This window comes from Desulfosporosinus sp. BICA1-9 (assembly GCF_000802135.1).
In genome coordinates, this window is sequence record NZ_JUEE01000172.1 from 40,173 (window position 1) to 63,795 (window position 23,623).

Below are 23,623 nucleotides of genomic sequence, written 5' to 3' on the forward strand. Positions count from 1 at the left end.
ATTTTAATCCTATTTAGTAAGTATCTTTCTGGAAGAATCAGATAAACTTTTGAGTCCTAGATTTAACTGACCACCATTAACTATACTAATAACTATTCTAATATAAGTTTGCCTAGGTAGGCTCAATCGCGAGGCAGAGGATTTGTATAATAATTATAAGTCCCTCGGAAGATAGCTGCTGAGACGTTCTTCCGAAATGTTGGGTTTTGTAACCTTGCTTCTTCATAGGGGTTCGAAATAAATGCGGTCTCAATCAAGATGGATGGCATGGTAGTATGTTTCAAAACATAAAATCCTGCTTCTTTAACTCCACGATCAGTAGTTTTGAGGGTGTCGATCAGAGCGGTTTGAACGCTGCTGGCTAGTTGTAAGCTTTCATTTTGCCTAGGGTTATCCCTCGAATAAAACGTTGTGGTGCCTTGAATTGTAGGTATGGTAAACGAATCATTGTGGATGGAGATAAAGAGGTCGGCATTACAGGAGTTGGCTAAAACCATTCGGGCTTGAAGATCTTCAAGTTGAGAATATTTGGTCGCTGGTGATACATCGGTTGTCCGTGTAAGGATTACTTTCGCGCCAGCTTGTTTTAAGATGTCATTCAAAGCTAGTCCAATGGCTAAGGTATTATTCTTTTCGTAAGTTTGGGTAGGACCCTTTGCTCCGAGATCTGGTCCGCCATGGCCAGGATCTAGAAAAATTGTCTTGCCTGATAGGGCATTGGCAGGGATTCCCTGAAACGGATTGACGAGAACTTCTTTAGAAGGATCATAATCAGTGACTTCGTCATCAGTTGCAGGCGGCGGATCAGGCTTGGCCAGTTCTGAGGGCAGAGGTGGGAAGTCCCTGAGGTTACTTTGATAGCTTGAAGAAGCTTTACCCTCAATAATATTTTGCGTATTGAGGCTAATAATGCCTGTCCCTCCTAAAATATAGACAGTTCCATTGACAGTGAAATTAAAGGGTGGAGTTGTGGGAGAAGCTGTAGTAGAAGTTGTCGTAGAAGTTGTCGTAGAAATTGTCTTAGGGGTAGAGCTGACAATGCTCGTGGAGGCAAGCGTCACATAGTCAGCAGAAACCCAGCCTGTTTTTGCTTGGTAAGTTGTTTTATACCATTGACCTTGCTGATCGGTGAGCGCTATCGTCGTATCTTTCGGGATGTTGAGAAGCACTTTTCCTGTCGGGGAGGGGGTTTCTCTGAGGTTTAAGCCCCCGGTCGCGTTGACTATTCCCGTCGATGTGATGCTGACATAGTCAGCGGCAATCCAACCTGTTTTAGATTGATAGGTTGTTTTGTACCATTTATCTTGCTTTTCAGTGAGTTCCACCGTTGTCCCTTCCGGTATCATGGCAAGTATTTTCCCCGTTGAGGAGGGGGTCTCTCTAAGATTTAAAACTCCGGAAGCAGTGATCTTACCTTTGAGGAGTCCTTCTTTACTATCTGTGTTAGAGTCAGAGTCGGGGTTAGGGTCCTTTGCTGGTGGTTCAATTTTCATATGTTCACGCATGATAGTGTATACTGAAGGCGGAATATCCATATGTTCGGTCAATAATAGGGGGGCCTTAAATTTTGCAGCAAGGACTGTACCGGCTACTGCATCTGGAAAGGTGATGCCCGAAGCCATGAAAAGATCCGTGGATTGATAGGTGTCTTTCATAAAGGATATGACCTTGGCATTGGTGTCGTAACGGTCCAGACCGCCCAAACGTGTTTCTATCATAAAGTTATGTTTAGTTAACTGCTCGGAAGGAACCACAACTTCTCCACCAATGACGATCAGGTGCTTAGCTACTGTTTCTTTCAGGTATTCAATCACAGAATTAGGAAAGGTAGTTGAGGTAAGGACGATAGGAACTTGTTGAATGCCAGCATAGGTCGCGGCTGATAAGGCATCGGGAAAATCATCCCCGTTAACAAGGATAAGCGAATCGTTAGCTAGTTTTTTAGCAAGCATAATGGAGGTTTCATAACGATCCAATCCGCCTATGCGTTCCCATTTCAGCCCGGAATTTTCAAGCTCCTTTTCAATGGAAGGTTGCAAGCAAGCTGTCCCCCCAAGAAGAATCACCTTCTCAGGTTTTAATCGTTGCAGCTCTTGGACTACACGCGGGTCAATCGAGTCTCCTTTGGTTAGAAGAATTGGAGCATTTAGGCTAACTGCGAATGGGGTTGCAGCAATAGAGTCGGGGTAGTCGTTGTATTCGCATAAGATAATAGTTTGTGCTGATTGCCAGCCTTTTTGAGATATTTTAAGGGCTGTTTCCACCCTATCTTGTCCAGCTAAACGCTCTGTCTGGTATGCTAAAGGGCTGGCGTAGGTTATAAAAGGCGTGCATAATACGACAGTAAGCGATGCCATGATCGAGAAAAAAAACTTTTTCAGAAGTGTCACCCTTTCAATTATCAAAGTCATGTCGATTATACCATAAAAGCTGATGTTATTTGATGAATTTTTGGGTTTAATTCCTCGAAAGGGACCTTGGTCCTACATAAATGTCAAAAAGAGTAAGAACGCCAACCCTAGTCGCTCTTACTCTTTAAGTTAAGAAAAGCCCGGATATACTTGTTGTGTGCTTGTCTAAACTATGCTGAGGTCTTAAACCTAACAAAGAAGGTCGTTCCCGCAGAACTCGTGTCGATTTCAATCCGAGCGTTATTTCGTTCTGCTATGCTATAACAGGTTCGGGTTGGACGATCAGAAAGATTTAAGCTGGAAAGCCATAAGTTGTTGTGATATTTGAAGGCTTTTTATCTGATTAAGAAACTATTTAGCTGGAAATATTGTTACATCGTCGAAATACACTAATTAATATTACATTGTCCGAAGATTTATGCTTCAGGTCGAAAAATAATCTATTAAAGGTGCCCGTACACTGGCTTCGGCTGGGAAGGCGTGCGGCGATGATGATCGTTCAGCCAAAGATCTGCCTGTTAGATTGGTATGAGCCTGCTTTGAGTAGGCTATTGGTGGACAATGGCAAAGCCCCGAGTCGTATAGTGACTGGGGGCTTTTTCTGTCGTCTTTTTTTGTACTAATCAGAATGTATACTTTCTGGAGCATAATTGCAACTTAGGCGGACGCCTTCGCCAAGGCTGATAGAATGATTAATACGTGCGAAGACAGTGTCTTCGTGGGCGTCAGCCAAGTTTTTTTTATATTTGATGTTTAGGCGGATTAAAGGGCAGCAAATTGAAATATCATGAAAATGATAGATACCTCTACTCATTAAATTAGACGTAGCATTCTTACTATAAGCACATTCCCTTGTTCTCTTGTGCTTTTCTGGCTCCGTGAGTTATCGGAAGTTATAAATTGAGTCAGTGAATGCTTTAGAAATATCTAACGAATACATCATTAGAAATGCTAAAACGGCGATTAGAATAAGATAGGAAATCCCTATTCTTAACCTGAAGCTAGGCTCTACGCTCAGGTATTGGGCAGTTAAGGATTTTTGCCGATACATGGTTATGACTTCATAAACCCCAAAGAACAAGATGATGAGCAGTATATAGGCATGTAGTTTCCAGATGAGAACAATAGCCATAACTAAACCGATCACCCAAATAAAGGGTGAGATTGCCTTGGAAATCCTACCTCCATCTAAGGAACCAAAGGGAAGTAGATTGAAGAGATTTATTAGGGCACTAGTATAGGCTAGCCCTGCCCAATAATGATTATTTGTTATTAAGTAGAACCATAAACAAACAACCGTTATCAACGCTCCAGCTGCTGGGCCCCCTATGGCTACGATCGCCTCTTCTCGAACACTTTTAGGAGCACTCTTCATTTTGATAAATGCCCCAAGAAAAGGAATAAACGTTGGGGTAGAGACATCCAGACCAAGTTTCTTACTCGTCACGTAATGACCCATCTCGTGAACGAAAATGACTCCAACAAAGCCCACTGCAAATAACCAGCCATATATTTGTGCATAAAGAACGACCGTCAATCCCATAGTCAAAAAGGTTCCGGCAAATTTAGAAGCTTTGACTAAGCCAAACAGTAGCTTGGCAATTAAAGCTAGCTTACTAAAATTTAGTAGACCTAGCAAAGCTGTGATAACGATACTCAGGATTGTTTTAGAGCTTCTCTTCTTTGGCTTTTCTACGAGATCGTCAAGGCTTTGATTTTCGTCGTGAAGCATTTAGTCCCCTCACTTTCCAAAGGTAAATTACATAGCTAGTTTATCATGGTTATTCCCTATTCCATAGAGCTATTATTATTGCAACGAACTTAGAATTTGCTGTGACGCGAGAGCCATGAAACGCTCCTGGATTTGTTAAAGAAGAGAGTTGGAAGAGGACAAAGAGTCTGATATGATAGATTATAAGATCAAAGAGGTGCAGAGGAAATTGAGTATTTAAATTATAAATTAAGGTGGTAGGAATATGTTTAAGATTACGGAAGATTGCATCGAAAAGAAAACGCTGACAGAGTACTTTAGCTCAGAGGCCCCAAAAGGGACCGCGGAATTTGAACAGCTTATTCAAAAATTCGAATCTGAACCTCAGTATAAATTCCGCATGCGGGACCATGATCAAGAAGTTTTCTACATTGGTTATTCTGATGATTGTACTCGCAAGAGCGGCTTTGATCCGCTCGATATGTATGGGGAGTACTATGGTTGTATTGACATCCAATATCTTAATGATAAAGGTGAGTATGAGCGGTTGTAGGAAGCCCGTCCCTTCTGGCCAGAGTTTATAATTTCTTAATAAATTGTTTAGAGAAAGTTATAACAATTAGTTTATACTAAATATAGAAACTTACTTAAAATGGGGAGTTGGAAGTTGTCCAATCACAATTTGCTGTCTTTACTACGTTATAAGGGAGGGTTCGTATGGAAGGATTAGATTTTTTGATAACGGCCATTGGGTTTTCTGTTTTAGGTTATGTATTATGCTATATGACCCTTTCAGTTAATCGTAAATCCAAGACACAAAACGCAAACTCGGAAAAACCGTTGCAGACTCGAGAACGAACTGTTCAGCATAGACATAGTGCATGATATTTATCCTCGTTAAGACAGCTATTTTTAGAAGTGGGGGTAGATATCCTACGGGCTACAGTGTTCTTTTAGGGTTAGCCCTTCGGCATTAGTCTCCACAGGAGACTAATGTCTCCTTCGCCGCGAAGTGTTCCTTTTGAGAATAGGCGGCTCGGCGAAACCTATCCTCAGCGCGATCATATTCGTTAAGGGCCATGCGATTCGGCGATACTCTATCCTACGCCGGTAAGCATTTCTTTTGGGATCGCGGCTTCGGCGATACTCTCCACTGGAGACTATCGTCACCGGAAGCTTTCGTCACCTAAGTCTCGATGTTCAGCTTTAGCTGAACGAGTTCACTGGTAGAGTATAAAATAACAAGAGGGCGTAGCAAAACTAAGGTTTCTGTTACGTCCTTTTTTTGTACCATCAGGAAGTACAAACTTGCGTTATATGCTTCCTAAGCATATGCAACTAGGGCTGTCGCCTTCGCCAAGTGACCCTTCTCGCCATCCGTAGCTACAGGAACACTCGGCCATCCATGGCCAGCGCTTCTCCGCTATGCTAACACGTGCGAAGACAGTGTCTTCGGGCACCAGCCAAGTTTTCTTTTAAACGTTTCATTCCAGGACTCTTAGGCAGACGGAGTAGTGCTTACTATTTGAATTGATGAAAGCTAGGCCACTTTAATGTATAATGCTAACAAGGTATTATCAAACTCCGTCAAGACAGCTGCTTTATATTCTTTCATAGGTTGAAGCATAATATAAAGTAAGCTTACTAACTAGGAATATGAGGGATTACAATGTATCCAAGCAATCTAAATTATAAAATGCCTCCGGAATGGACTAGGCATACTCGTACCTTCATTTCATGGCCGATCCAAGCGTCTATGTGTTATCCAGAGGATTATGACGAAGTTTGCCAAGGCTATACCGAAATTATTCAGGCTATTGCGGAATTTGAATCAGTGACGGTTGTGGTGAATGCTGTGGATTTAGCGAGGCTTGCGCGTTTATTTCAGGATGAGCGGATTGAACTTCTTCCTATTGAGCATAACGATGCTTGGCTAAGGGATAATGGGCCTACATTTATTGTCAATGATACTGGGGATGTGGCAGGGGTTAATTGGAAATTTAATGCTTGGGGTGGCAAATATGCACCCTGGGATTTGGACGATCAGGTGGCCACTGAACTATTGAAACATATTGAGTTGAAACGGTTTGATGCCCCCTTGGTTATGGAAGGGGGTTCTCTCCATGTCGATGGAGAAGGGACGTTACTAACCACGCAAGAGTGCCTCTTAAACCCTAATCGGAATCCGGCAATGACCCGAGAACAGATTGAAGCTGAGTTGAAGAACTTTCTCAATATCCAGAAAGTAGTCTGGCTAAAGAATGGATTAGATGGAGACGAGACAGATGGTCATGTGGATAATATTGCATGCTTTGTAGCTCCAGGCAAGATTCTAATACAGATTTGTGACGATCCTGAGGATGAAAATTATGTGATCACCCAAGAAAACATAAGGATCTTAAAGAGTGAAACTGATGCGCTGGGCCGGAAATTCGAAATCATCCCTATCCTGCAACCGCCGAGCTTAATTGATGCAGAGACTGGTAAGCGCTTAACCCTGAGTTATCTAAACTTTTACTTTGTTAACGGGGGAATTATTCTGCCTATTTTCGGTGGGAAAGCAAAAGATACTGATCTGCTAGCCACTCAGGTACTGACAGAACTATTCCCTGAACGACGAATACGCACAGTTAATGGAATGGGGATCATCCGCGAGGGTGGTAATGTGCACTGTACGACTCAACAGATGCCCCGAGGAAGGCGGATTTAAGATGAGAAACATTAAAGTAGCGGCTACTCAGATGGGCTGTATTAATAGCATCGATCAAAACATCGCAAAAGCAGACGCCCTAGTAAGGGAAGCTGCGAATCAGGGTGCACAAATTATCTTGTTACAGGAGCTGTTCGAAACACCGTATTTCTGTCAGAAGGAAAAATCGGATTATTATGCTTATGCGACAGAACTGGAACATAATAAAGCTGTTAGGCATTTTCAAGTTGTGGCAAAAGAGCTTCAAGTGGTTTTACCGATCAGCTTCTATGAAAAGAAAAACTATGCGCGATATAATTCCCTGGCGGTTATTGATGCCAGTGGTGAAGTGCTGGGAAAATATCGCAAGAGTCATATTCCAGCTGGTCCGGGATATGAAGAAAAGTTCTACTTCAACCCAGGGGATACAGGGTTTCAGGTCTGGAATACTCGCTTTGGCAAGATCGGGGTAGGGGTCTGCTGGGATCAATGGTATCCAGAAGCTGCACGATGTATGGCGTTAATGGGGGCTGAGCTGCTTTTTTATCCGACTGCGATCGGCTCGGAGCCTCAAGATGGATCGATCGATTCCAAGGAACATTGGCAAGCTTGTATGTTAGGACATGCTGCAGCTAACCTGATTCCAGTGATTGCCTCGAATCGGGTCGGAGTTGAGGAAGACGAAGAGTCTAAGATCACCTTCTACGGATCCTCCTTTATCGCTGGCCCGCAAGGAAACAAAGTGATAGAGGCTGGTCGTGTGGAAGAAACGGTACTGGTGGCAGAATTTGATCTAGATCTGCTTGAGATACAGCGACTGGAGTGGGGGATCTTCCGGGATCGTCGGCCTGAGCTATACAAAATTATATCTTCGTATGATGGAGAGTTAACGATTAAGGGGACTCGTTAAGTAGGTAGTGGCTTAAATATGTTAAGACTATTTTTTCCTCTTTTCGAAATTGATGGATTTCGAAGTTGGTGGAGATATTGGGTCGGATCGCCTAAAGATGATGAACAGCCCAACTAGGATCAGAGCGATCGGGGCGAGTAATCCGAAATTAATCCAGGTATGTAAGACTTGGAGAAAAAGAATGCCAAAGGAGACAACGGAGACAGTCGATAAGATAAAGACTGGAATCAAAAGTCCCCTAGGTCTACCAGAGAAAAGGTAGAGTTGAAAGAGACCAAAGGCTACCGATAGAGGGTAGATCGGCCAGGTATAGCCGGAAAATTGCCAGTTAGTAAAGATCTCGAAAAAGAAGAGTAAACCAAGGAATGTGAGGATGCCCCCCGGTACTAATAGGCCGGGGTTTCTTGATGTGCTGAAGTAACTCCATTCAAATAGTAAACCTGGGATAAGGATGAAGATGGGCCAAAAGTTCTCCATGCTGAAGAAGTTCCAGTAAAAAAGGTTGTTCGTAAACAGGAAAGTACCAAGAATGACAAACACTAGCCCTAAAATAGTATTACTCTTAGGCATACTACTTACCCCTCCTAAAATATGCGTATTTTTATTCTGGTCAGAAAGTATAACTTTCAGTTGTATACTTTCTGGAAGGTCCTTCTCGCCATCCATGGCTACAGGGACACTCGGTCATCCATGGCCAGCGCATAAGGGCAACTAAGGCTTCCGCCGGCGCCTGCGGGCTTCTCCGCTAAGCTAACACGTGCGAAGACAGTGTCTTCGGGCGCAAGCCAAGTTTTCTTTACTTATTTATAATTCTATCATAAGGACAGCCGCAGAAAACAGAGGTTGATGCTTGTTTATTAAATAATTAGTTTAAGGTTACGCCTAATAGCTACTCGGACTGGAATTAAGAGTAGCTGAAATGGGGTATGCTTTAAAAAGTATAGAATTAGAAACAGAGAAGAATTTGAACAAAGAATTAGTAACAAAGAAAGGAGCGTTGTTTTTTGACGTTTAGCAAATTACCCTACCTAAGTCCGAACCGTCAGGCATTACCTTTGGTTAAGGAATTAATTGCGAGGAGAGAGCTGCTTCGGATCGAGGTTCATCTGCATAACGGGGTTACCGTGATCGACTGCGGTGTGCATGTTCAAGGCGGCTGGGATGCGGGGAGGTTGTTTGCTGCTGTATGCCTCGGAGGGCTTGCTCATGTAAATTTGCATTGGTTAGACTTTAACGGGCTACGCTGGCCTGCGGTTGAAGTGCTTACTGATCATCCAGTCCGGGCTTGTTTGGCGTCTCAATATGCTGGTTGGCCAGTTAAGATAGGTAATTCGGTAGCATTAGGTTCGGGTCCAGGTCGCGCTATTATTCACAAAGGAACTCTGTTCGATACGATGGGTTATGAAGATCATTCTCAGACGGCAATTTTGTGTTTAGAAAGTGAGCTACTACCTTCTGAAGATATAGTCCTACAATTAATTAGAAGAGTTTGATTGTGAGCCAGCGGATCTCTACATTTTAGTAGCTCCTTGCGCATCTCAGGTTGGATCAGTTCAGATAGCGGCACGTGCCCTGGAAACAGGGTTAGCGAAGTTAATGGAACTGGGTTATGACTTGAAAAATATTGAATCCGGCTGGGGTATTTGTCCACTTCCCCCCGTTGCCAGTGACAATCTAATTGCTCTAGGACGCTCAAACGATGCGATTCTCTATGGCTCAACCGTACTTTATAACCTTTGTGACGATGATCTATCTCTTGCCTCCCTCGTGAAGCAGATTCCGTCCAGTTCGTATCGAGAGTATGGCCGATTATTTCTGGAAGTGTATAATGGGAATTTTTACGAGCTCGATCCTTTCATGTTCAGTCCTGCAGAAATATGGTTCTGTAATTCTAAGAGTGGTCGCTCGTTTCATGCTGGAGTCCTGCGTCCGGATCTTCTGAGTAATTCTTTCGAATTATGATATCATAACTTATTAATAGACTCAGTAAATTGACGTCAAGGAATTCATCGTGATATAGTAAATTTATGCTATCAAGGTGACTTTTAGGTCGTGGATTTGATTTTTCGCCTTTATTGTTTAGGGATAGAACTGTATTGTAACCCCAGACGTTGTCTGGGGTTGGTTATTTTACTTAATTTTTTGGCTTTAATAGGTGGTGGGATTTTAAGTAAGTAAGGATTTTTTGTTTTTCACTTGCTTCCACATGAATAAGGTGTTGAGGTTTTTGGGCAATAACTCCAGGCCATTTGGTATAAATGGTTTGGATATATATTTTTCGAGTGATTGGATCAGTATAACTAAGATGAATGATAAGAAACTGTGGCTTGATATCGGTTTGCAGAAAATCAACACTCTTTATGCTAAGGAGCAAACTTGTAGTGGTATCTCTAGGAATATCGTTAACCACAGTGTAATCATCAACAAGAATAGGCTCTTCTAGCAAGCTTTCGTCAAAGACGATAGTTTTACTGGAAAGGTTTGTAGCTGGATGATTTCCTACATTATTAAATTTAAATTCGAAACTAAGCTCGTGGGTTAGATGGATGGAAGGAGATTCTTTGAAGGTGAAATATGGACGTGCTGCTTCGCGCTGGGTCTGCCAGGTGATGACAGAGATAAAGACGGATACTATCGAGACGAAAGCAAAAATTGCTGTGGATATAGTCATAAAGATGCCTGACCAATTGCGTTTTTTTAGGTCCCAAGACATAGCTTCCCCCTATTCGGACGTATCTGTTGACTATATATATTGATCGTTTGTTTAAAAGATTCATCTTGACGGTGGTAAATAATTAGAAACCAAAGTGTATCAAAGGCTACCTGAAGATTTTGTTCGGGACATGATTTTAAAAGCGCCCAGCAAGGATATTATGAATACGCTGGCCAGAAGCGTTTTAGCTTTGTATACCTTTGACGATAATCCGGATGATACTTCCATGAAAAACGTCCTAAAACAGTGTCTAAGGTTGATTGCCTGCTTTCCGTCTTTAGCAGTCTATGGCTATCAAGCCTTCTCTCATTACCATGGAAACCAAAGCTTATATATTCACAGCCCACGCCCTGATTTGAGTATTGCTGAGAACATTCTTTCCATGTTGCGGCCGGATAGTAACTATACCAAGTTAGAGGCGTCACTGCTTGATCTTGCCCTTGTCCTGCACGCTGAACACGGAGGGGGTAACAATTCATCCTTTGTGACCCACGTCGTGACTTCTACAGGTACGGATACCTACTCTGCTATTGCTGCGGCAATTGGAGCACTTAAGGGACCGCGGCATGGAGGGGCGAATATAAAAGTTATCGAGATGTTTGACGATATCAAAGATAAATTGACGGATTGGAAAGATGATGAAGAGATTGAGCGCTATCTTACCCGAATCCTTTCTAAAGATGCTTTTGATCGGTCAGGTTTAATCTACGGAATTGGGCACGCAGTATACTCTGTTTCGGATCCTAGGGCCGTTATTCTCAAGAATTATGCTTGCCAACTTGCCCATGAAAAGGGACTGGAAGATGAATTTGAACTCTATGTAAAGGTTGAGGACATTGCCCCGCGGGTTATTAGTAAGCTAAGTACCATGTACAAAGGGGTAAGTGCCAATGTCGATTTCTTTTCAGGTTTTGTGTACAAAATGCTCAATATTCCTGTGGAAATGTTCACGCCGATTTTTGCAATTTCCAGAATCGTAGGTTGGAGTGCACATCGAATGGAGGAAATTGCCAATGCTGGAAAAATTATTAGACCTGCCTATAAAAGCGTGGCTCCTAAAAGACAATATATTAGAATGAACGAAAGATTGTAAAAAATCGGAAAATACTGTAACGCGGAGCGGAAATTCTCTTCTTTTACTTCTTAGGCGAAGTTTAAGAAGGGAATTTCTTTGTGATGTAGAAATAACGGATAGCACAAAGAAGTAGGATGGTGGAATTATATGGGATTAGCAGCAATCTTTATGACAAGTATGTTAATGGGTTTTTTCGGAGCTATTGTGCCAGGACCTTTGCTTACAGTTACCATCAATGAAAGTCTGAGGCGTGGTGCTAAGGCTGGACCTCAAATTGCTTCCGGCCATGCGCTAGTAGAACTTGCCTTAGTGGTGGCGATTTTCTATGGCTTGGGAACCTATATCACTTGGCCAGTTGTAAAAGGAACGATCGGAATCGTAGGGGGGTTATTCCTTTTTTGGATGGCGTACGGAATTTTGAAAGAGTCCTTTAATTCTGTAGTCCTTGATTTTTCGGGAGAGACAACGGCTAAAGGTCTTCGGCCTTGGGTTTCAGGTATTACTGTAACTGCCTCAAATCCTTATTGGTTTCTGTGGTGGGCGACCGCTGGCGCTGGTTCATTGATGCTTGCTGCAAACTATGGTATTATTGGAGCCATCTGCTTTTATTTAGGACATATTATAGCGGATTATATTTGGTTTACGTTTGTGGCATTCACTGTTGCTAGAGGAAAGAAACTCTTTACGCCTTTGGTGTATCGCTTTGTTTTAGGAGTCTGTGGACTTTTTTTAGTCGGTTTAGCGGGTTATTTTGTTTATTCTGGGGCAGGTTTCTTAATGTCTTTCAGAGCTTAAATCTGTGCACTCGACATTTGTCGTATCCAATCTGTATGACACAAGATGAAAGTTCTAAGAGTTTGTAACTTTTTTCTCATGTAGGAAAAAATAAAGGATTTTGGGCTCATCTGTAGAAATTAATTATTATTATGCAAAGATAATCCATCTTGTTGTTTAGGTCTATATCTAATGGTTTAGAGCCCTTATTAGGCATAAACAGGCAACTGGATCCTATAGAAAGAATGGAGTGGAGATTAAACGTTGAATGATAAGCTTAATACCTCAGGTTCTGTCATAAGATATGGAATAAGACTTAAGTTACTGCTGGGTTTTTTTGTTGTACTCCTACTTACACTACTTGTGGGAGGCGTGGGCTATTACGGTGTCTATAAGATCAATCTGGAAGCGGAAGATCTAGGGGAGCATTGGTTGAAAGCAACAAGTTCCTTGGCAAAAGTTGTTGCTAACACAGAAGACACTCGGCGCTATCTTTTAGCAGGATTTCTGATGCGTGCAGATGAGAAAACGTTTCAAGATAATAAAGCTCAATTCGCAATTATAAAAGTGAAATGGGAGCAAGATTTTGCCGAATATAATAACTATGTAACGACGACTGAGGGAATAGCCAAAAGCGAGGCAATGAGGAAATCGTTTGATGAGTACATAGACGATGCCGAGCAAGTTTGGATGTTAACTCAGTTAGGTCAGGATGTTGAGGCTAGACCCATCTTAACTCAAAAGAGTAAAGAAAGCTTTGACCAACTGCTTAAGGATATGGAAGCTCAGATGGAGTTTATGGTTCAAGGAGGGGTCGAAGCTACCCATCATGCACAGACTACTGAAAACTCTGTAATGAGATTGCTTATTATTTTTGTTACGCTTGCCTTGATTGTTGGAGCAACTTTGGCGATTATGATTGCAAGACATATTAGCCGCCCTCTTGTTTCTGTGACGAAGGTAGCTCAAGCCGTTGCAGCTGGAGACTTGAACATTAAGATGCCGAAGATTAGAAATCATGATGAAATCGGCGTTCTCACTCAAGCTGTCAGTGAGATGGTAGATTCACTTCGAGACGTCATTAGGGAAGTACTAACACAGTCAGAAGGTGTGGCAGCAACCAGTCAAGAATTATCGGCTGCGGCGGAGGAAGCAACTGCTGCCAGTGAACAAATTTCAGATTCTATAGCGCAGCTCGCAGCAGGTGCCACAGATCAAGCCATGTCTGTGAGAAATACTGGTCTGGTCATCGAACAGTTGTCTGAAAGCGCCCAACAGGTAGCGGTCAATGCAGAGGTTGTTAATCAAAGTAGTGGAAAGGCAGCCAAAGCGGCTCAGGTGGGGGCTCTTCAGGCAGAAAATGCAGTCCGCAAAATTGAACAGATCCGTGACGTTTCCCTTCAGACAGCAGAAACCGTTTTTAAATTGGGTGACCAATCCAAAAAGATCGGGCAAATTGTAGATGTCATCAAAGGAATTGCTGATCAGACGAATCTATTGGCGTTAAATGCAGCGATTGAGGCTGCTCGAGCGGGTGAGAATGGGAGAGGCTTTGCAGTGGTTGCTGAAGAGGTCCGGAAGTTGGCGGAACAGTCATCCCTTTCAGCAACTCAGATCGCAAGCTTAATCGGTGATATTCAACAAGAGACAGAACGGGCCGTCGGATTGATGGATAAAGGGAAGGAAGAAGTGGACTCTGGAGTAGAAGCTGTTAATTTGGCGGGAGTATCCTTCCATACTATTGTAGGTGAAATAGATATCGTCGTTGATCAGATTAGGCTGGTAACAGCTGCTGCTCAACAAATGGCCAGTGGTGCTGCTCAAACCGTGAAATCCGTAGAGGGGATTGGGGTCATTGCTGAGCAAAGCTCCGCCAGTGCCGAAGAGATTTCTGCTACGTCAGAGGAACAAGCTGCCACCATGGTTTCGGTGAGTCAATCTGCAGAAGCCTTGGCTAAGCTTGGGGAGAGCCTTAAGAAAGCTGTTGACAAATTTAAAGTGTAGGTTAAGATCACCAATGCCAGCAAAATTATGGTTGGGTAAACCAACAGCGAGGTTTTGATGAACGGCGTTCCAAGACAAGCCGTTGGCTTTTATAATCGACTTTGGGTTGATCTTTTATGTTAATCAAAGTAATGCCCCAGAGCTTTTAGCTTTGGGGCATTTTTTATTTAAAGGAACTTACTTCAGATAAACCCTATTTCAACCGATAATCTTAATTGTAACAGGTAGACAAGATTTACGCGAATTCGACATTTAGAGTGTGCGATAATAGAAATTAATAGAGAGTGGTGAGGGGTTATGGTGTAATATCAACTTGACAGGAGATTTAAATGAACATTCCAGTGATTGTTATGCTCTTGCAAGGAATACCTGAAGGAACTGCAATTACAACTCTTGCTTTTGTAATTTCTGGAATTCCCCTAAAACTTAATAAGATTCTATTGATCGGGACTGCTTTAACCGTTTGCGCGTATGTAGTGAGACTGTTTCCTATTCCTTTTGGGCTTCATACTATCTTATTAATGTTTTTATTATTTATAGTTCTAACTATATTAAGTAAGAGGGATATCGGTCTATCCTTTATGGCAAGTTTATTGAGTTGCTTAGCTCTAATAATATTTGAGACTGCTTGCTTTTCTTTGTTAAAGCCTGTTTTTAGTATAATACCGAAAACTTTATCTACTTACCATGCTGATAGCGTTTAGTGGGAGAGGTTGTGTGATCTATAAAAATTCCATTTATTGCTTTACTATTACAAGGAATACCTGAAGAAACTGCCTTAGTCACTTTAGCTTATGTAATTGCCAAAATACCTTTGAAATGGGAAAGAATTATTTTATTTGGAATTGTTTTAGCATTAATTTCGTATGTAATGAGATTGTTTACCATCCCTTTTGGAATTCATACCATTATACAAATCATGCTATTGTTTTCAGTTTTAACTTGGATTGGCAAGGGGGATTTTAGTTTGTCCCTTATTGCAAGTTTATTGAGTTTTTTAGTTTTAGCAATTGTTGAATTTGTTTGCCTATCCTTGCTAATGCCTGTTTTTGGAGTAACCCCTGAAACGTTATTCTCTAACTTAGTAATAAGGATTGCGATAACAGAACCTCAAGTATTTCTTATGTTTATCTCTGCTTATTTATTAAATAAACTTATACAAAAGAGGCAGTATGAATGAATTTTACTGAAAATATTAGTAATAAACTTACTGAAGTAATAACAAATGAACTAAATTATAACGAAGATAAAAAGGTAATTATTGCATATGCCATAGAAACTGCACTATTATTCGTCTTAGGCTCATTTTTCTTGATGATTTTAGGATATTATTTTAATGCATTAATGCCGACTGTTATTGCTGCCATTTTCGGTGGCTTATTACGAAAAGTATCAGGAGGGGCACATTTTGATTCTCCAGTAAAATGTTTGGCCTTTGGTACTATAGTTTATAGTTCTATAGGAGTTTTTGTAAAAAAATATGTCGAATATGACTTAACTAATGAGTATGTTCTTTTCTTTGTTTTGTTTATTTCTTTATTACTAGTAGCTTTCCTAGCTCCCGTAGACAGTGAATCAAAGCCAATCCATTCTAGTAGTCTAAAATTCAAACTTAAGATTTCATCAATCGTTTTCGTAATTATTTCATTCATAGTAATTTCTTTTGTCGATAATAAATTAGTAAGTGTTAGTGTAGTCTTAGGGGTGGTTTACCAAAGCCTAACCTTGCTACCTATTTTTAATAGAAGAGGAGGTGAGTGTAGACTATGAAAAGGTATTTCTTTGCTACAATTGCGTCCCTACTAATGCTCTTAGCCAGTGCAACCTCCGTTTTTGCGTGTGCTATCTGGGCATATCAACCCAAAACGCCGAAAGCATTGCAAAAGTAATCAGGAATTTAGCAGTCGCGTAAACAGTATCTGGTAGTCAACAATATAAAAGCTGGGTTGGATATCCCAGCTTTTATATTGTTTAAGTATTTATAAGCTTTTTTATTTTAAATATCTTTCGTGGAGGACAATTTGATGGGTTTTAATATTAGAGATATCTTAAAAAAGCAATCTATTATTCAATTGACTTTATTAAAAGTTATATTGAGTATCCTTGTTTTTCTTATCCTATTTATACTTCTCTATGGACAGAATTTTTGGGAGAAACAAACCCTAAAATTTAATTATGATTTATTATTAAGTGCTTTAAATGTACAAACGAGAATACAATCTCAGATTTTAACTGTAGAAGAATTTAAAAAAGATAAAAACTTAACGAAGAATGATAAGGCGTTAAAAATAGAAGGTATTATACAATTTATAATTAATAACAATAAGAATAATGATTATATTATAGGTTACTATGATAATGATTTAGATTTAATAGTTAAAAATCAATATAATAATATTTCATTTGATCAAATTCGTTCTGCAGTATTATCATATGACGAATTTAATAACATATCAAACAGTAATAATGTTAGACTCATTCTACCAATATATGATGAGGGAAAAATAGTTGGCTCTGTTTGGGCCCATGCGCAGAATGCTGATTTAGTATTAATGTCTTTTAATGAATTGAGTGCAATAGTAATATTAGCTTTAAGTTTATCAGCACTAATTATAATTTCAATCAGAAAACATATGAAACAGATTGAATCATATTTAGAAAAATTTTGCAACATTATCATTAATAATGATAGCAAACATGAAAATATTTTAATCAAACTACCAGAATTAAAACCTGTTCTAAATAAAATCACTGGTTACACAAATGATTTAAAACAGATGAACATAACCTTGGAATCATCAAAACTTAACATCATCAAAATTATGGAAGGAATCTCAGACGGTTTTTATGCCTTAGACCGTAACTGGAAGTTTACGTTCGTTAACAAGGAAACAAAAAAGTTCATTAACGGGAATAACACTGAACTAATCGGAAAAAGTATCTGGGAAGTATTCCCGCAGATTAAAGATTCCCTAACATATCGTAAAATGCAAGAAGCGATGTCTCAAAATGAATCGGTTCACTGGGAGGCCGGGGGCTTTGCACATCCTGATCAAAACCATGAATATCATGCTTATCCGTATAAGGAAGGAGTAACAGTTTTTTTTCGTGATGTTACTGAGCTGAAACGGCAACAGCAAGAGCTGGGAAGATTAGAAAGACTCAATCTTATAGGTCAATTAGCAGCGGGGATTAGTCATGAGATTAGAAATCCCCTTACTACGGTAAAGGGATTTCTACAGTTAATGGGGTCGAAATCTAAATACGCTCAAGAAAAAGAGTATATGGATTTGATGATATCGGAGATTGACCGTGCCAATTCGATCATTACCGATTTTTTATCATTGGCTAAATCGAATAGTGAGAATATTTTATCCGGTAATATTAACGATGTGATTAATAAAGTATTTCCGATGCTCCAGGCAGATGCCTTCAATAGCAATAAAGAAGTAGCAACAGATCTAGAACTATTACCTGATATCATGATCAACGAAAACGAAATCAAACAGCTCATCCTAAATTTAGTGCGCAATGGGTTGGAGGTTACGAATGAACATGGAAGTGTCATTATTTGTACATATTTTAAGGGAGATAGAGTTGTCTTAGCTATCAGGGACCAAGGGAATGGCATTCCTATTGAAATACAGGAGAAAATAGGCACTCCATTTTTCACGACTAAAGAAACTGGAACTGGACTAGGGCTGGCCATTTCCATGGGAATTGCTCAAAGGCATAATGCGGTCTTTGAGTTTGAAACAGGAAAAAATGGTACGACCTTTTATACACTTTTTCCTACCTGTAAATTGATAATAGATTAATTTAAATCAAAAAGTTCACGGAGTTCCTTTTCCGATAATTTCGAGAGCATGGTTTCTCCCGGTTGGATGACTGAGTCGATGAGGGTCTTTTTTTTGGCTTGTAAGGCGTTAATTTTTTCTTCGACCGTTCCCTGAGTAATGAGTTTGATCACCTGTACGGCGCTTGTTTGGCCGATACGGTGTGCTCTGTCCGTAGCTTGGTCTTCAACAGCGGGGTTCCACCATGGGTCATAATGAATGACCATATCTGCACCGGTTAGATTTAATCCTGTGCCGCCTGCTTTGAGAGAAATCAAAAAGACCTTACCTTGCCCATTGTTAAAGGAATTGGCCATTCTTAAACGTTCAGCTGCTTTTGTTATGCCCGAAAGATAGAAGTATTCGATGCCCTCAGAGATGAGATGTCCTTGAATGATATCCAGCATGGTCGTGAATTGAGAGAAAACTAGAATCCTGTGACCGCTGTCTAAGGCGTCAGTAAGGATTTCCTCTAAGAGAAGCATCTTGCCGCTCTCACCGGTGTAATTATCGATGAACATTGACGGGTGACAGCAAATCTGCCGGAGCCTAGTTAGTGCAGCAAGAATTTTCATGTGGCTTTTGTTAAACCCCACTGAGGCAATTTCCTGAGCTATTTGACCTTTCGCTTCCTGCAAATAGGCGAGGTAGAGCTTTTTCTGTTCTTCTGTCAAGGAAGCACTTAGCTGGGTTTCGATCTTGTCCGGCAGTTCTTTTAAGACATCTTTTTTCAATCGCCTTAGAATGAAAGGGTTAATATGTCGACTTAGTTCGGTAAGAATATTTGAGTCTTCCCCTTTAATTATGGGGATTTCAAATTTTTTGCGGAAGTCCTGGTGGGAGAGGAGATAACCAGGCATAATAAAATTAAAGAGGGACCAAAGTTCGGAAAGCGAGTTTTCAATGGGCGTCCCGGTAAGTGCAAAATAGCTTTTGGCCTTAATTTGCTGGACAGATTTTGCGTTCAGAGTTTGTGGGTTTTTGGTGTGTTGGGCTTCATCCAAAAAACAGTAGGAAAAGTCTAATTTAGCAAATTCATCGATGTCCCGCCGAAGTATAGGATATGAAGTAACGACTAGATCACACTGATCATCTATTTCGGACAATTGCGTCTGTCTTTCCTGGGGATTGCCCTCCACGACAAGGACTCGAAGAGTAGGGGTGAATTTCTTCGCTTCTTCTTGCCAGTTATAGATCAACGAGGTGGGAGCAATAACCAAAGCAGGGGCAGAGGTGGTCAATTTTGCGGATAGAATGAAGGCCAGAACTTGCAAAGTCTTACCCAGCCCCATATCGTCGGCGAGGATTCCTCCAAGACCATAGGATGCTAATGTTTTAAGCCATTGAAATCCAGTCTTCTGGTAGTCTCTTAAGATATGATGCAACTCATCAGGTATTTCAAATTCTCCGTCTTGAGGCTCTAAGATGCTTTGCACTAATTGCTTAAAGGCTTTATTGCGTTGCACTCCAGGTAAGTTGGCTTGGCGCAGAAAGCTATCTATATACATGGCACGGTACTTAGGCAGATTGAGCAGTTTTTCATTCAGATCTGAGGCTTTAAGGTCTAAATTTTCAATGAGTTGGGCGACAGCGTTCATCTCCGGCTGATTTAGATCGAGGAAAGATCCATCGCGAAGGCGATGGTATTTTTTCTTTAAATGTAGAGAATGAAAGATATCCGATAATTCATTTTGATCGATATCAGTATATTGAAAGGATATTTCCAAGATATCTAAAGTTTCGTCTAAGCGAACTTGGCCGGAAAACGTCGTAGAGGTGCGGATTTTGAGCCTGAATTGATCCGAATAATAGAGTTCTGCAAGGTCTCTCAGTTGAGGAAGCCAATTGACGGTAAAATCAAAGATTTTATCATCGTCTTCAAGGTAAATTTTCCCTTTAGATACGATAAAATCGGCGTGTTCCAGAATGTTGAGGATCATTCGTTCCTGATTGACAGAACGGATGAGAATAACATCGCTGGCAGCGGACTCGTTACTAGTATCCCGGGTCGCAGAAAATGGATTAATGATGGTCTCTCCATAGTGGAATTCTAAACGAGCTGTGATGCCCATCTCGTTAGAACGATCAAAATAGATTTTGGCTTGTAAGCTTTCTTGAGTAAATTTATCTTCTAGGACAGGATCAATGATTACGGGACCTAATTTCCCGATTAAGGGCAGGGCTTCTGAGGCGAAAAGCTCCTTCTGGGCTGCTGGAATCACAATATTGGTCACGGATCCTTGGCGAAGGGCTGACAGGAGAGGTAAAAGGAGTTCTTTTTGGTTGGGGGAAGCTTGATGGATTTTAGCTTGGTAAACGTAGTAACTCCCATCATCCGTCAGTTGGAGGGGCATTTCTTCAGTTTCGAGTGTTAATGCCAGATCCTGACCTTGTGATTGGAGGGAAAATTCGATGGGTAGCCCATGCCGAATAATTTGAGTGGGTGTGGGAGGGGGAGCTTCAAAGCTCCAAGAAAACACTTTATCCCCCAAAGCGTCTAAAAACTTAGTTAAATAATAGCCCGTCAAGGGTAACAATTTTTGATTGAGCACGGTTGTCGCGTAAAAGGGCCCTTGCATCTCGATTATGGCTGAATGTTGGTCATTCATTTCTTGAAGCATGGCAATTACCCTACGATCTTCCTCTTTGAAAGTTTGTCTCGTAGGTTCCAGGGTAAATTGCTTACCAAATTCTAGCGAGCGGCCTGATTTAAGCGCAGTAAGAAATTGTCCGATATCTTTTACAACATAGAGTCGCTGCAGACCTACTCTAAGTTGTAGATGTGTAGAAAGCCGATGGCTGGGCAGGGTTTGGAGTTCCATGTTTAGAGTCAGTTCTTCATAAGGAGTTTCCTGTCGTTGATTCGCAAAAACAGTGAGAAGCTCATCAACCACGCGGCTTTGAACGACAGGGTCTGTCCAAGCTGACGGTAATTTTTGTTGGGCTGTTTTTAAGACGGCGATAACATGTTTGCAGGCTCCTGGATAGTCTTTGAAGGCTGGGCATGTGCAGCGATATGAGCGTACGGAGTTGTCCCTCTCGAAGGCTAGTTGAACAACATAGCGTAAACCTCCGATGACAGAAGCGTTTATTAGGCCTTTATCGGGGGAAAAACTGAAATTGTAGACTCTACCAGCCGCGTAATAGGAAAGCCCTTTTTTATATACACGATCATTATCCGCTAGATCTTGAATTATTTGTTCAGAGAGGTAAAAGCGAGGCATGAATATACTCCTTTGGCAGTAATATTTGCTGAGTTAGATAGGGGTATCAGTTAAGAATATCATAGTTTGAGTCTACTCGTCTAATTTAGGGGCCAGAGAGTTGATCTGAGTTGTTCTTTGCTCAATTTACTGATGATAAATCTAGCGACGGATCGTTGAAAATGATGGAATGAATAATTTAATATTATGATAAGATTGTATTATATTGTATATTATTGTTGTGTGTGATATATTAGCGAAGGTATATCCTATAGGCCTAAAGGCCTGCTTTAGGTCATGTTTTCTGTGATGTATTAGGCCATGATCAATTTAATACCTCTGCGATAACGGCAAACTCAGTGAGAACTGAGGGCGCAAAGCCACGGGTCTTAACACATTATGGTGAAGAAAGCCGGATATCGAAAAAACTTGTCGCCGTATACTTATTTGGCGTCTTTTGTTGTATAAGGAGGAAAGTTGGTTTTGATAACAAAGTTGGAACCCCTAACAATGAACAGCTTTGAAATTGGAGAACTTTCAGAGCTTGATCTATATGATATACAAGGAGTATTGTTGTTATCTAAAGGTAAGCCAATTACCACAAAAATCCATGAACTTCTTCTCCAACGAAAGTTATATACTTTACAATATGATTTGGAGAATTCTCATCCTCCCAATGAAGAACGTAGATTTCCTTCCTCGGAGTACCGTTTTATCGTAGGCTATGTTCGCAAAGTCTTTGAAAGCGTCTGCCTTTTTAGCTCTACACGTTTAATCGATTCGTTTGCTATTGTTGATAAAATTATCAACGAGTTAGAAGGAAATTCCCGTGTCTATATAGATTTTAATGAATTTCGAAACTTTGATAATTATACATATATTCATTCCGTAAATGTTGCGTTATTAGCTACTCTAGTAGGGTTGAAAATGGGGTTTTCAGGACAAAAACTAAGAACTTTATCTATGGGTGCGATGTTTCATGATTTGGGTAAAAGTTCTTTGCCCCTTGAAATACTGAATAAACCTTCGGGCTTAAATAGAGAAGAATTTACGATTATTAAAAAGCATCCAGAGATGGGTGAGGAAATGCTTAAATACTCCAATATCTCAAAGGAGATTCTCAGCATAGTCCGTCATCATCATGAACGTTGGAATGGCGAGGGCTATCCGGATGGTTTAAGACAGAGAGCTATTACGACTAATGCACAAATCGTTGCAGTTGCTGACGTTTTTGATGCCCTTGTTGCGGATCGACCCTACCGCAAAGGGTTGCCCCCCTATCACGCTTTAGAAATCATCGTGGCTGGTTCCGGGAAAGATTTTGATCAAGAGATTGTACACTGTTTTGAACAGTGTTTAATACTTTATCCGCAAGGTTCTATAGTTACCTTAAATACAGGTGAAATGGGTACAGTCGTCGGTATTCATTACAATTATCCGAGTAGACCTCTCATAAGAATTTTTTTTGATAAAAACGGAAAATTCGTTAACGAGGAACTAATCTGCGATTTGCTCAAGGATTTAACCAGGTTTGTGCAATCGGTCAGTTTTAACCACGTTACTTAGAGAATGAAGGAGACTGATGGCTCGTTATTTCGGTGTCGAAAATTGTATACAGTTTGATTGCAGGAAAAATGTGCACTTGCGCAGAAACAGTGATAGAATAATTAGATAATCAAAGTGTAAACAATCAACCAGACAAGCTGGCATATGAAGCTTTGGGGGGGATGTTCCGTGCTTATTACCTGCGATAACAACATGCAAATGGGCTATATCTACCTTATGCCTAATCAAACGACTGACGAGTATACCCTCGAGAAAAGCGATATCGGGCTTTACTATGATGTGAACAGTCTTAGCATTCCAAGAATTAAATGGCATAGCATGGGTCAAAGTTTGAGTCAAATGCGTTTGGCAACGAAGACGTATAGAGAGTCAGTGGATAAATCGTTTCATTGTGAATATTGGAATGACCTAGATAGTGAAGGCTACATGATGGGAATCGAATTGTATTTAACTGAAGAAACCTTTTTACCGTTAGTGGCCCATCAGGCCTTTAAGCTTTACGATATACGATGGCGGAACAGTGATTTCAGGATGCTTACGCTAGATGCCTATCATGATGTTCTGAATAAAAACAATGTTATCTATCCTTTAACCTCTGAAAAAGATGCTTTTGTGATCGTTGCTATTGATCCATCATCAAAAATCGGGAAGATAATGGCGCTGATTTCTGCAAGGGATGATTTATATCCCATCAATTATTTGAGAAACCCATTGTTTATGTTAGCAAATTC

At 40.7% G+C, this 23,623-nt stretch carries 19 protein-coding genes, 1 pseudogene and 1 riboswitch; of the genes and pseudogenes, 15 read left to right on the forward strand and 5 right to left on the reverse strand.

Features of this window, described 5'->3' with window-relative positions; all coding sequences use genetic code 11:
* Window positions 1-122: 122 nt before the first annotated feature.
* Together JL57_RS21750 and JL57_RS21755 are read right to left on the reverse strand one after the other, a co-directional pair.
* Window positions 123-2,411: a cell wall-binding repeat-containing protein gene (locus JL57_RS21750; protein ID WP_291300392.1), complete on the reverse strand. Its 2,289-nt coding sequence runs from the start codon at window positions 2,409-2,411 to the stop codon at window positions 123-125.
* 883 nt (window positions 2,412-3,294) lie between these two features.
* Window positions 3,295-4,143, reverse strand: coding sequence for a site-2 protease family protein (locus tag JL57_RS21755; RefSeq protein ID WP_034144028.1), 849 nt, complete (start codon window positions 4,141-4,143; stop codon window positions 3,295-3,297).
* A gap of 244 nt (window positions 4,144-4,387) precedes the next feature.
* On the opposite strand from JL57_RS21755, the gene JL57_RS21760 reads away from it, so the two are divergent.
* The 3 genes from JL57_RS21760 (at window position 4,388) to aguB (ending at window position 7,721) form a co-directional block, all read left to right on the forward strand.
* Window positions 4,388-4,675: a hypothetical protein gene (locus JL57_RS21760; protein WP_034144029.1), complete on the forward strand. Its 288-nt coding sequence runs from the start codon at window positions 4,388-4,390 to the stop codon at window positions 4,673-4,675.
* A gap of 1,116 nt (window positions 4,676-5,791) precedes the next feature.
* The gene (locus tag JL57_RS21765; protein WP_034144030.1) at window positions 5,792-6,832 is read left to right on the forward strand and encodes an agmatine deiminase family protein; all 1,041 of its coding nucleotides are present in this window, start codon (window positions 5,792-5,794) and stop codon (window positions 6,830-6,832) included.
* Between the two features lies 1 nt (window position 6,833).
* Window positions 6,834-7,721, forward strand: a complete 888-nt coding sequence (aguB, locus tag JL57_RS21770) for an N-carbamoylputrescine amidase (RefSeq protein ID WP_034144031.1) — start codon at window positions 6,834-6,836, stop codon at window positions 7,719-7,721.
* A gap of 27 nt (window positions 7,722-7,748) precedes the next feature.
* Here aguB and JL57_RS21775 read toward each other — a convergent pair whose 3' ends face one another.
* Complete coding sequence (locus JL57_RS21775; protein ID WP_045691748.1) at window positions 7,749-8,291, reverse strand: hypothetical protein; 543 nt, start codon at window positions 8,289-8,291, stop codon at window positions 7,749-7,751.
* Between the two features lie 434 nt (window positions 8,292-8,725).
* On the opposite strand from JL57_RS21775, the gene JL57_RS35175 reads away from it, so the two are divergent.
* Together JL57_RS35175 and JL57_RS35180 are read left to right on the forward strand one after the other, a co-directional pair.
* Window positions 8,726-9,214 carry a methenyltetrahydromethanopterin cyclohydrolase gene (locus tag JL57_RS35175; protein WP_291300393.1) on the forward strand — a complete coding sequence of 163 codons (489 nt, stop codon included), beginning with the start codon at window positions 8,726-8,728 and terminating at the stop codon, window positions 9,212-9,214.
* A 22-nt stretch (window positions 9,215-9,236) separates the two neighbouring features.
* A complete protein-coding gene (locus tag JL57_RS35180; protein ID WP_291300399.1) occupies window positions 9,237-9,683 on the forward strand; it encodes a methenyltetrahydromethanopterin cyclohydrolase in 447 nt (148 codons plus the stop codon).
* A 172-nt stretch (window positions 9,684-9,855) separates the two neighbouring features.
* Here the strand turns inward: JL57_RS35180 and JL57_RS21785 are convergent, their stop codons facing one another.
* Complete coding sequence (locus JL57_RS21785) at window positions 9,856-10,434, reverse strand: hypothetical protein (RefSeq protein ID WP_034144032.1); 579 nt, start codon at window positions 10,432-10,434, stop codon at window positions 9,856-9,858.
* A 94-nt stretch (window positions 10,435-10,528) separates the two neighbouring features.
* Between JL57_RS21785 and JL57_RS21790 the strand changes: the two are divergent.
* The 8 genes and pseudogenes from JL57_RS21790 to JL57_RS21820 all read left to right on the forward strand — a co-directional run.
* A pseudogene (locus tag JL57_RS21790) lies at window positions 10,529-11,527 on the forward strand (citrate synthase); the annotation flags it as partial.
* 129 nt (window positions 11,528-11,656) lie between these two features.
* Window positions 11,657-12,304 (forward strand): LysE family transporter, encoded by a 648-nt coding sequence (locus JL57_RS21795; RefSeq protein ID WP_034144033.1) that lies wholly within the window; start codon window positions 11,657-11,659, stop codon window positions 12,302-12,304.
* Window positions 12,305-12,547: 243 nt separating this feature from the next.
* Window positions 12,548-14,287 carry a methyl-accepting chemotaxis protein gene (locus JL57_RS21800; RefSeq protein ID WP_034144034.1) on the forward strand — a complete coding sequence of 580 codons (1,740 nt, stop codon included), beginning with the start codon at window positions 12,548-12,550 and terminating at the stop codon, window positions 14,285-14,287.
* 329 nt (window positions 14,288-14,616) lie between these two features.
* Entirely contained in the window at window positions 14,617-14,991 is a 375-nt protein-coding gene (locus tag JL57_RS21805) for a hypothetical protein (protein WP_291300394.1), read from the forward strand.
* A gap of 263 nt (window positions 14,992-15,254) precedes the next feature.
* Window positions 15,255-15,467, forward strand: coding sequence for a hypothetical protein (locus JL57_RS35185; protein WP_291300395.1), 213 nt, complete (start codon window positions 15,255-15,257; stop codon window positions 15,465-15,467).
* Window positions 15,464-16,057: an accessory gene regulator ArgB-like protein gene (locus tag JL57_RS21815; RefSeq protein WP_034144036.1), complete on the forward strand. Its 594-nt coding sequence runs from the start codon at window positions 15,464-15,466 to the stop codon at window positions 16,055-16,057. The genes JL57_RS35185 and JL57_RS21815 overlap by 4 nt, the downstream gene beginning before the upstream one ends.
* Window positions 16,054-16,176, forward strand: coding sequence for a cyclic lactone autoinducer peptide (locus JL57_RS35190; RefSeq protein WP_291300396.1), 123 nt, complete (start codon window positions 16,054-16,056; stop codon window positions 16,174-16,176). The genes JL57_RS21815 and JL57_RS35190 overlap by 4 nt, the downstream gene beginning before the upstream one ends.
* A gap of 135 nt (window positions 16,177-16,311) precedes the next feature.
* Window positions 16,312-18,105, forward strand: a complete 1,794-nt coding sequence (locus JL57_RS21820; protein ID WP_034144037.1) for a nitrogen regulation protein NR(II) — start codon at window positions 16,312-16,314, stop codon at window positions 18,103-18,105.
* On the opposite strand, the gene JL57_RS21825 is transcribed toward JL57_RS21820, so the two are convergent.
* On the reverse strand, window positions 18,102-21,347 hold the full coding sequence (locus JL57_RS21825; RefSeq protein WP_034144038.1) for a DEAD/DEAH box helicase: 3,246 nt from the start codon (window positions 21,345-21,347) through the stop codon (window positions 18,102-18,104). The two genes, JL57_RS21820 and JL57_RS21825, sit on opposite strands and share 4 nt — an antisense overlap.
* Window positions 21,348-21,665: 318 nt before the next feature.
* A riboswitch (cyclic di-GMP riboswitch) is annotated at window positions 21,666-21,750 on the forward strand.
* A 59-nt stretch (window positions 21,751-21,809) separates the two neighbouring features.
* On the opposite strand from JL57_RS21825, the gene JL57_RS21830 reads away from it, so the two are divergent.
* Together JL57_RS21830 and JL57_RS21835 are read left to right on the forward strand one after the other, a co-directional pair.
* On the forward strand, window positions 21,810-22,892 hold the full coding sequence (locus JL57_RS21830) for an HD-GYP domain-containing protein (protein ID WP_291300194.1): 1,083 nt from the start codon (window positions 21,810-21,812) through the stop codon (window positions 22,890-22,892).
* A 168-nt stretch (window positions 22,893-23,060) separates the two neighbouring features.
* Window positions 23,061-23,623, forward strand: a 563-nt coding sequence (locus JL57_RS21835; RefSeq protein WP_034144039.1) for a hypothetical protein, incomplete at its 3' end; no start/stop codon positions are given.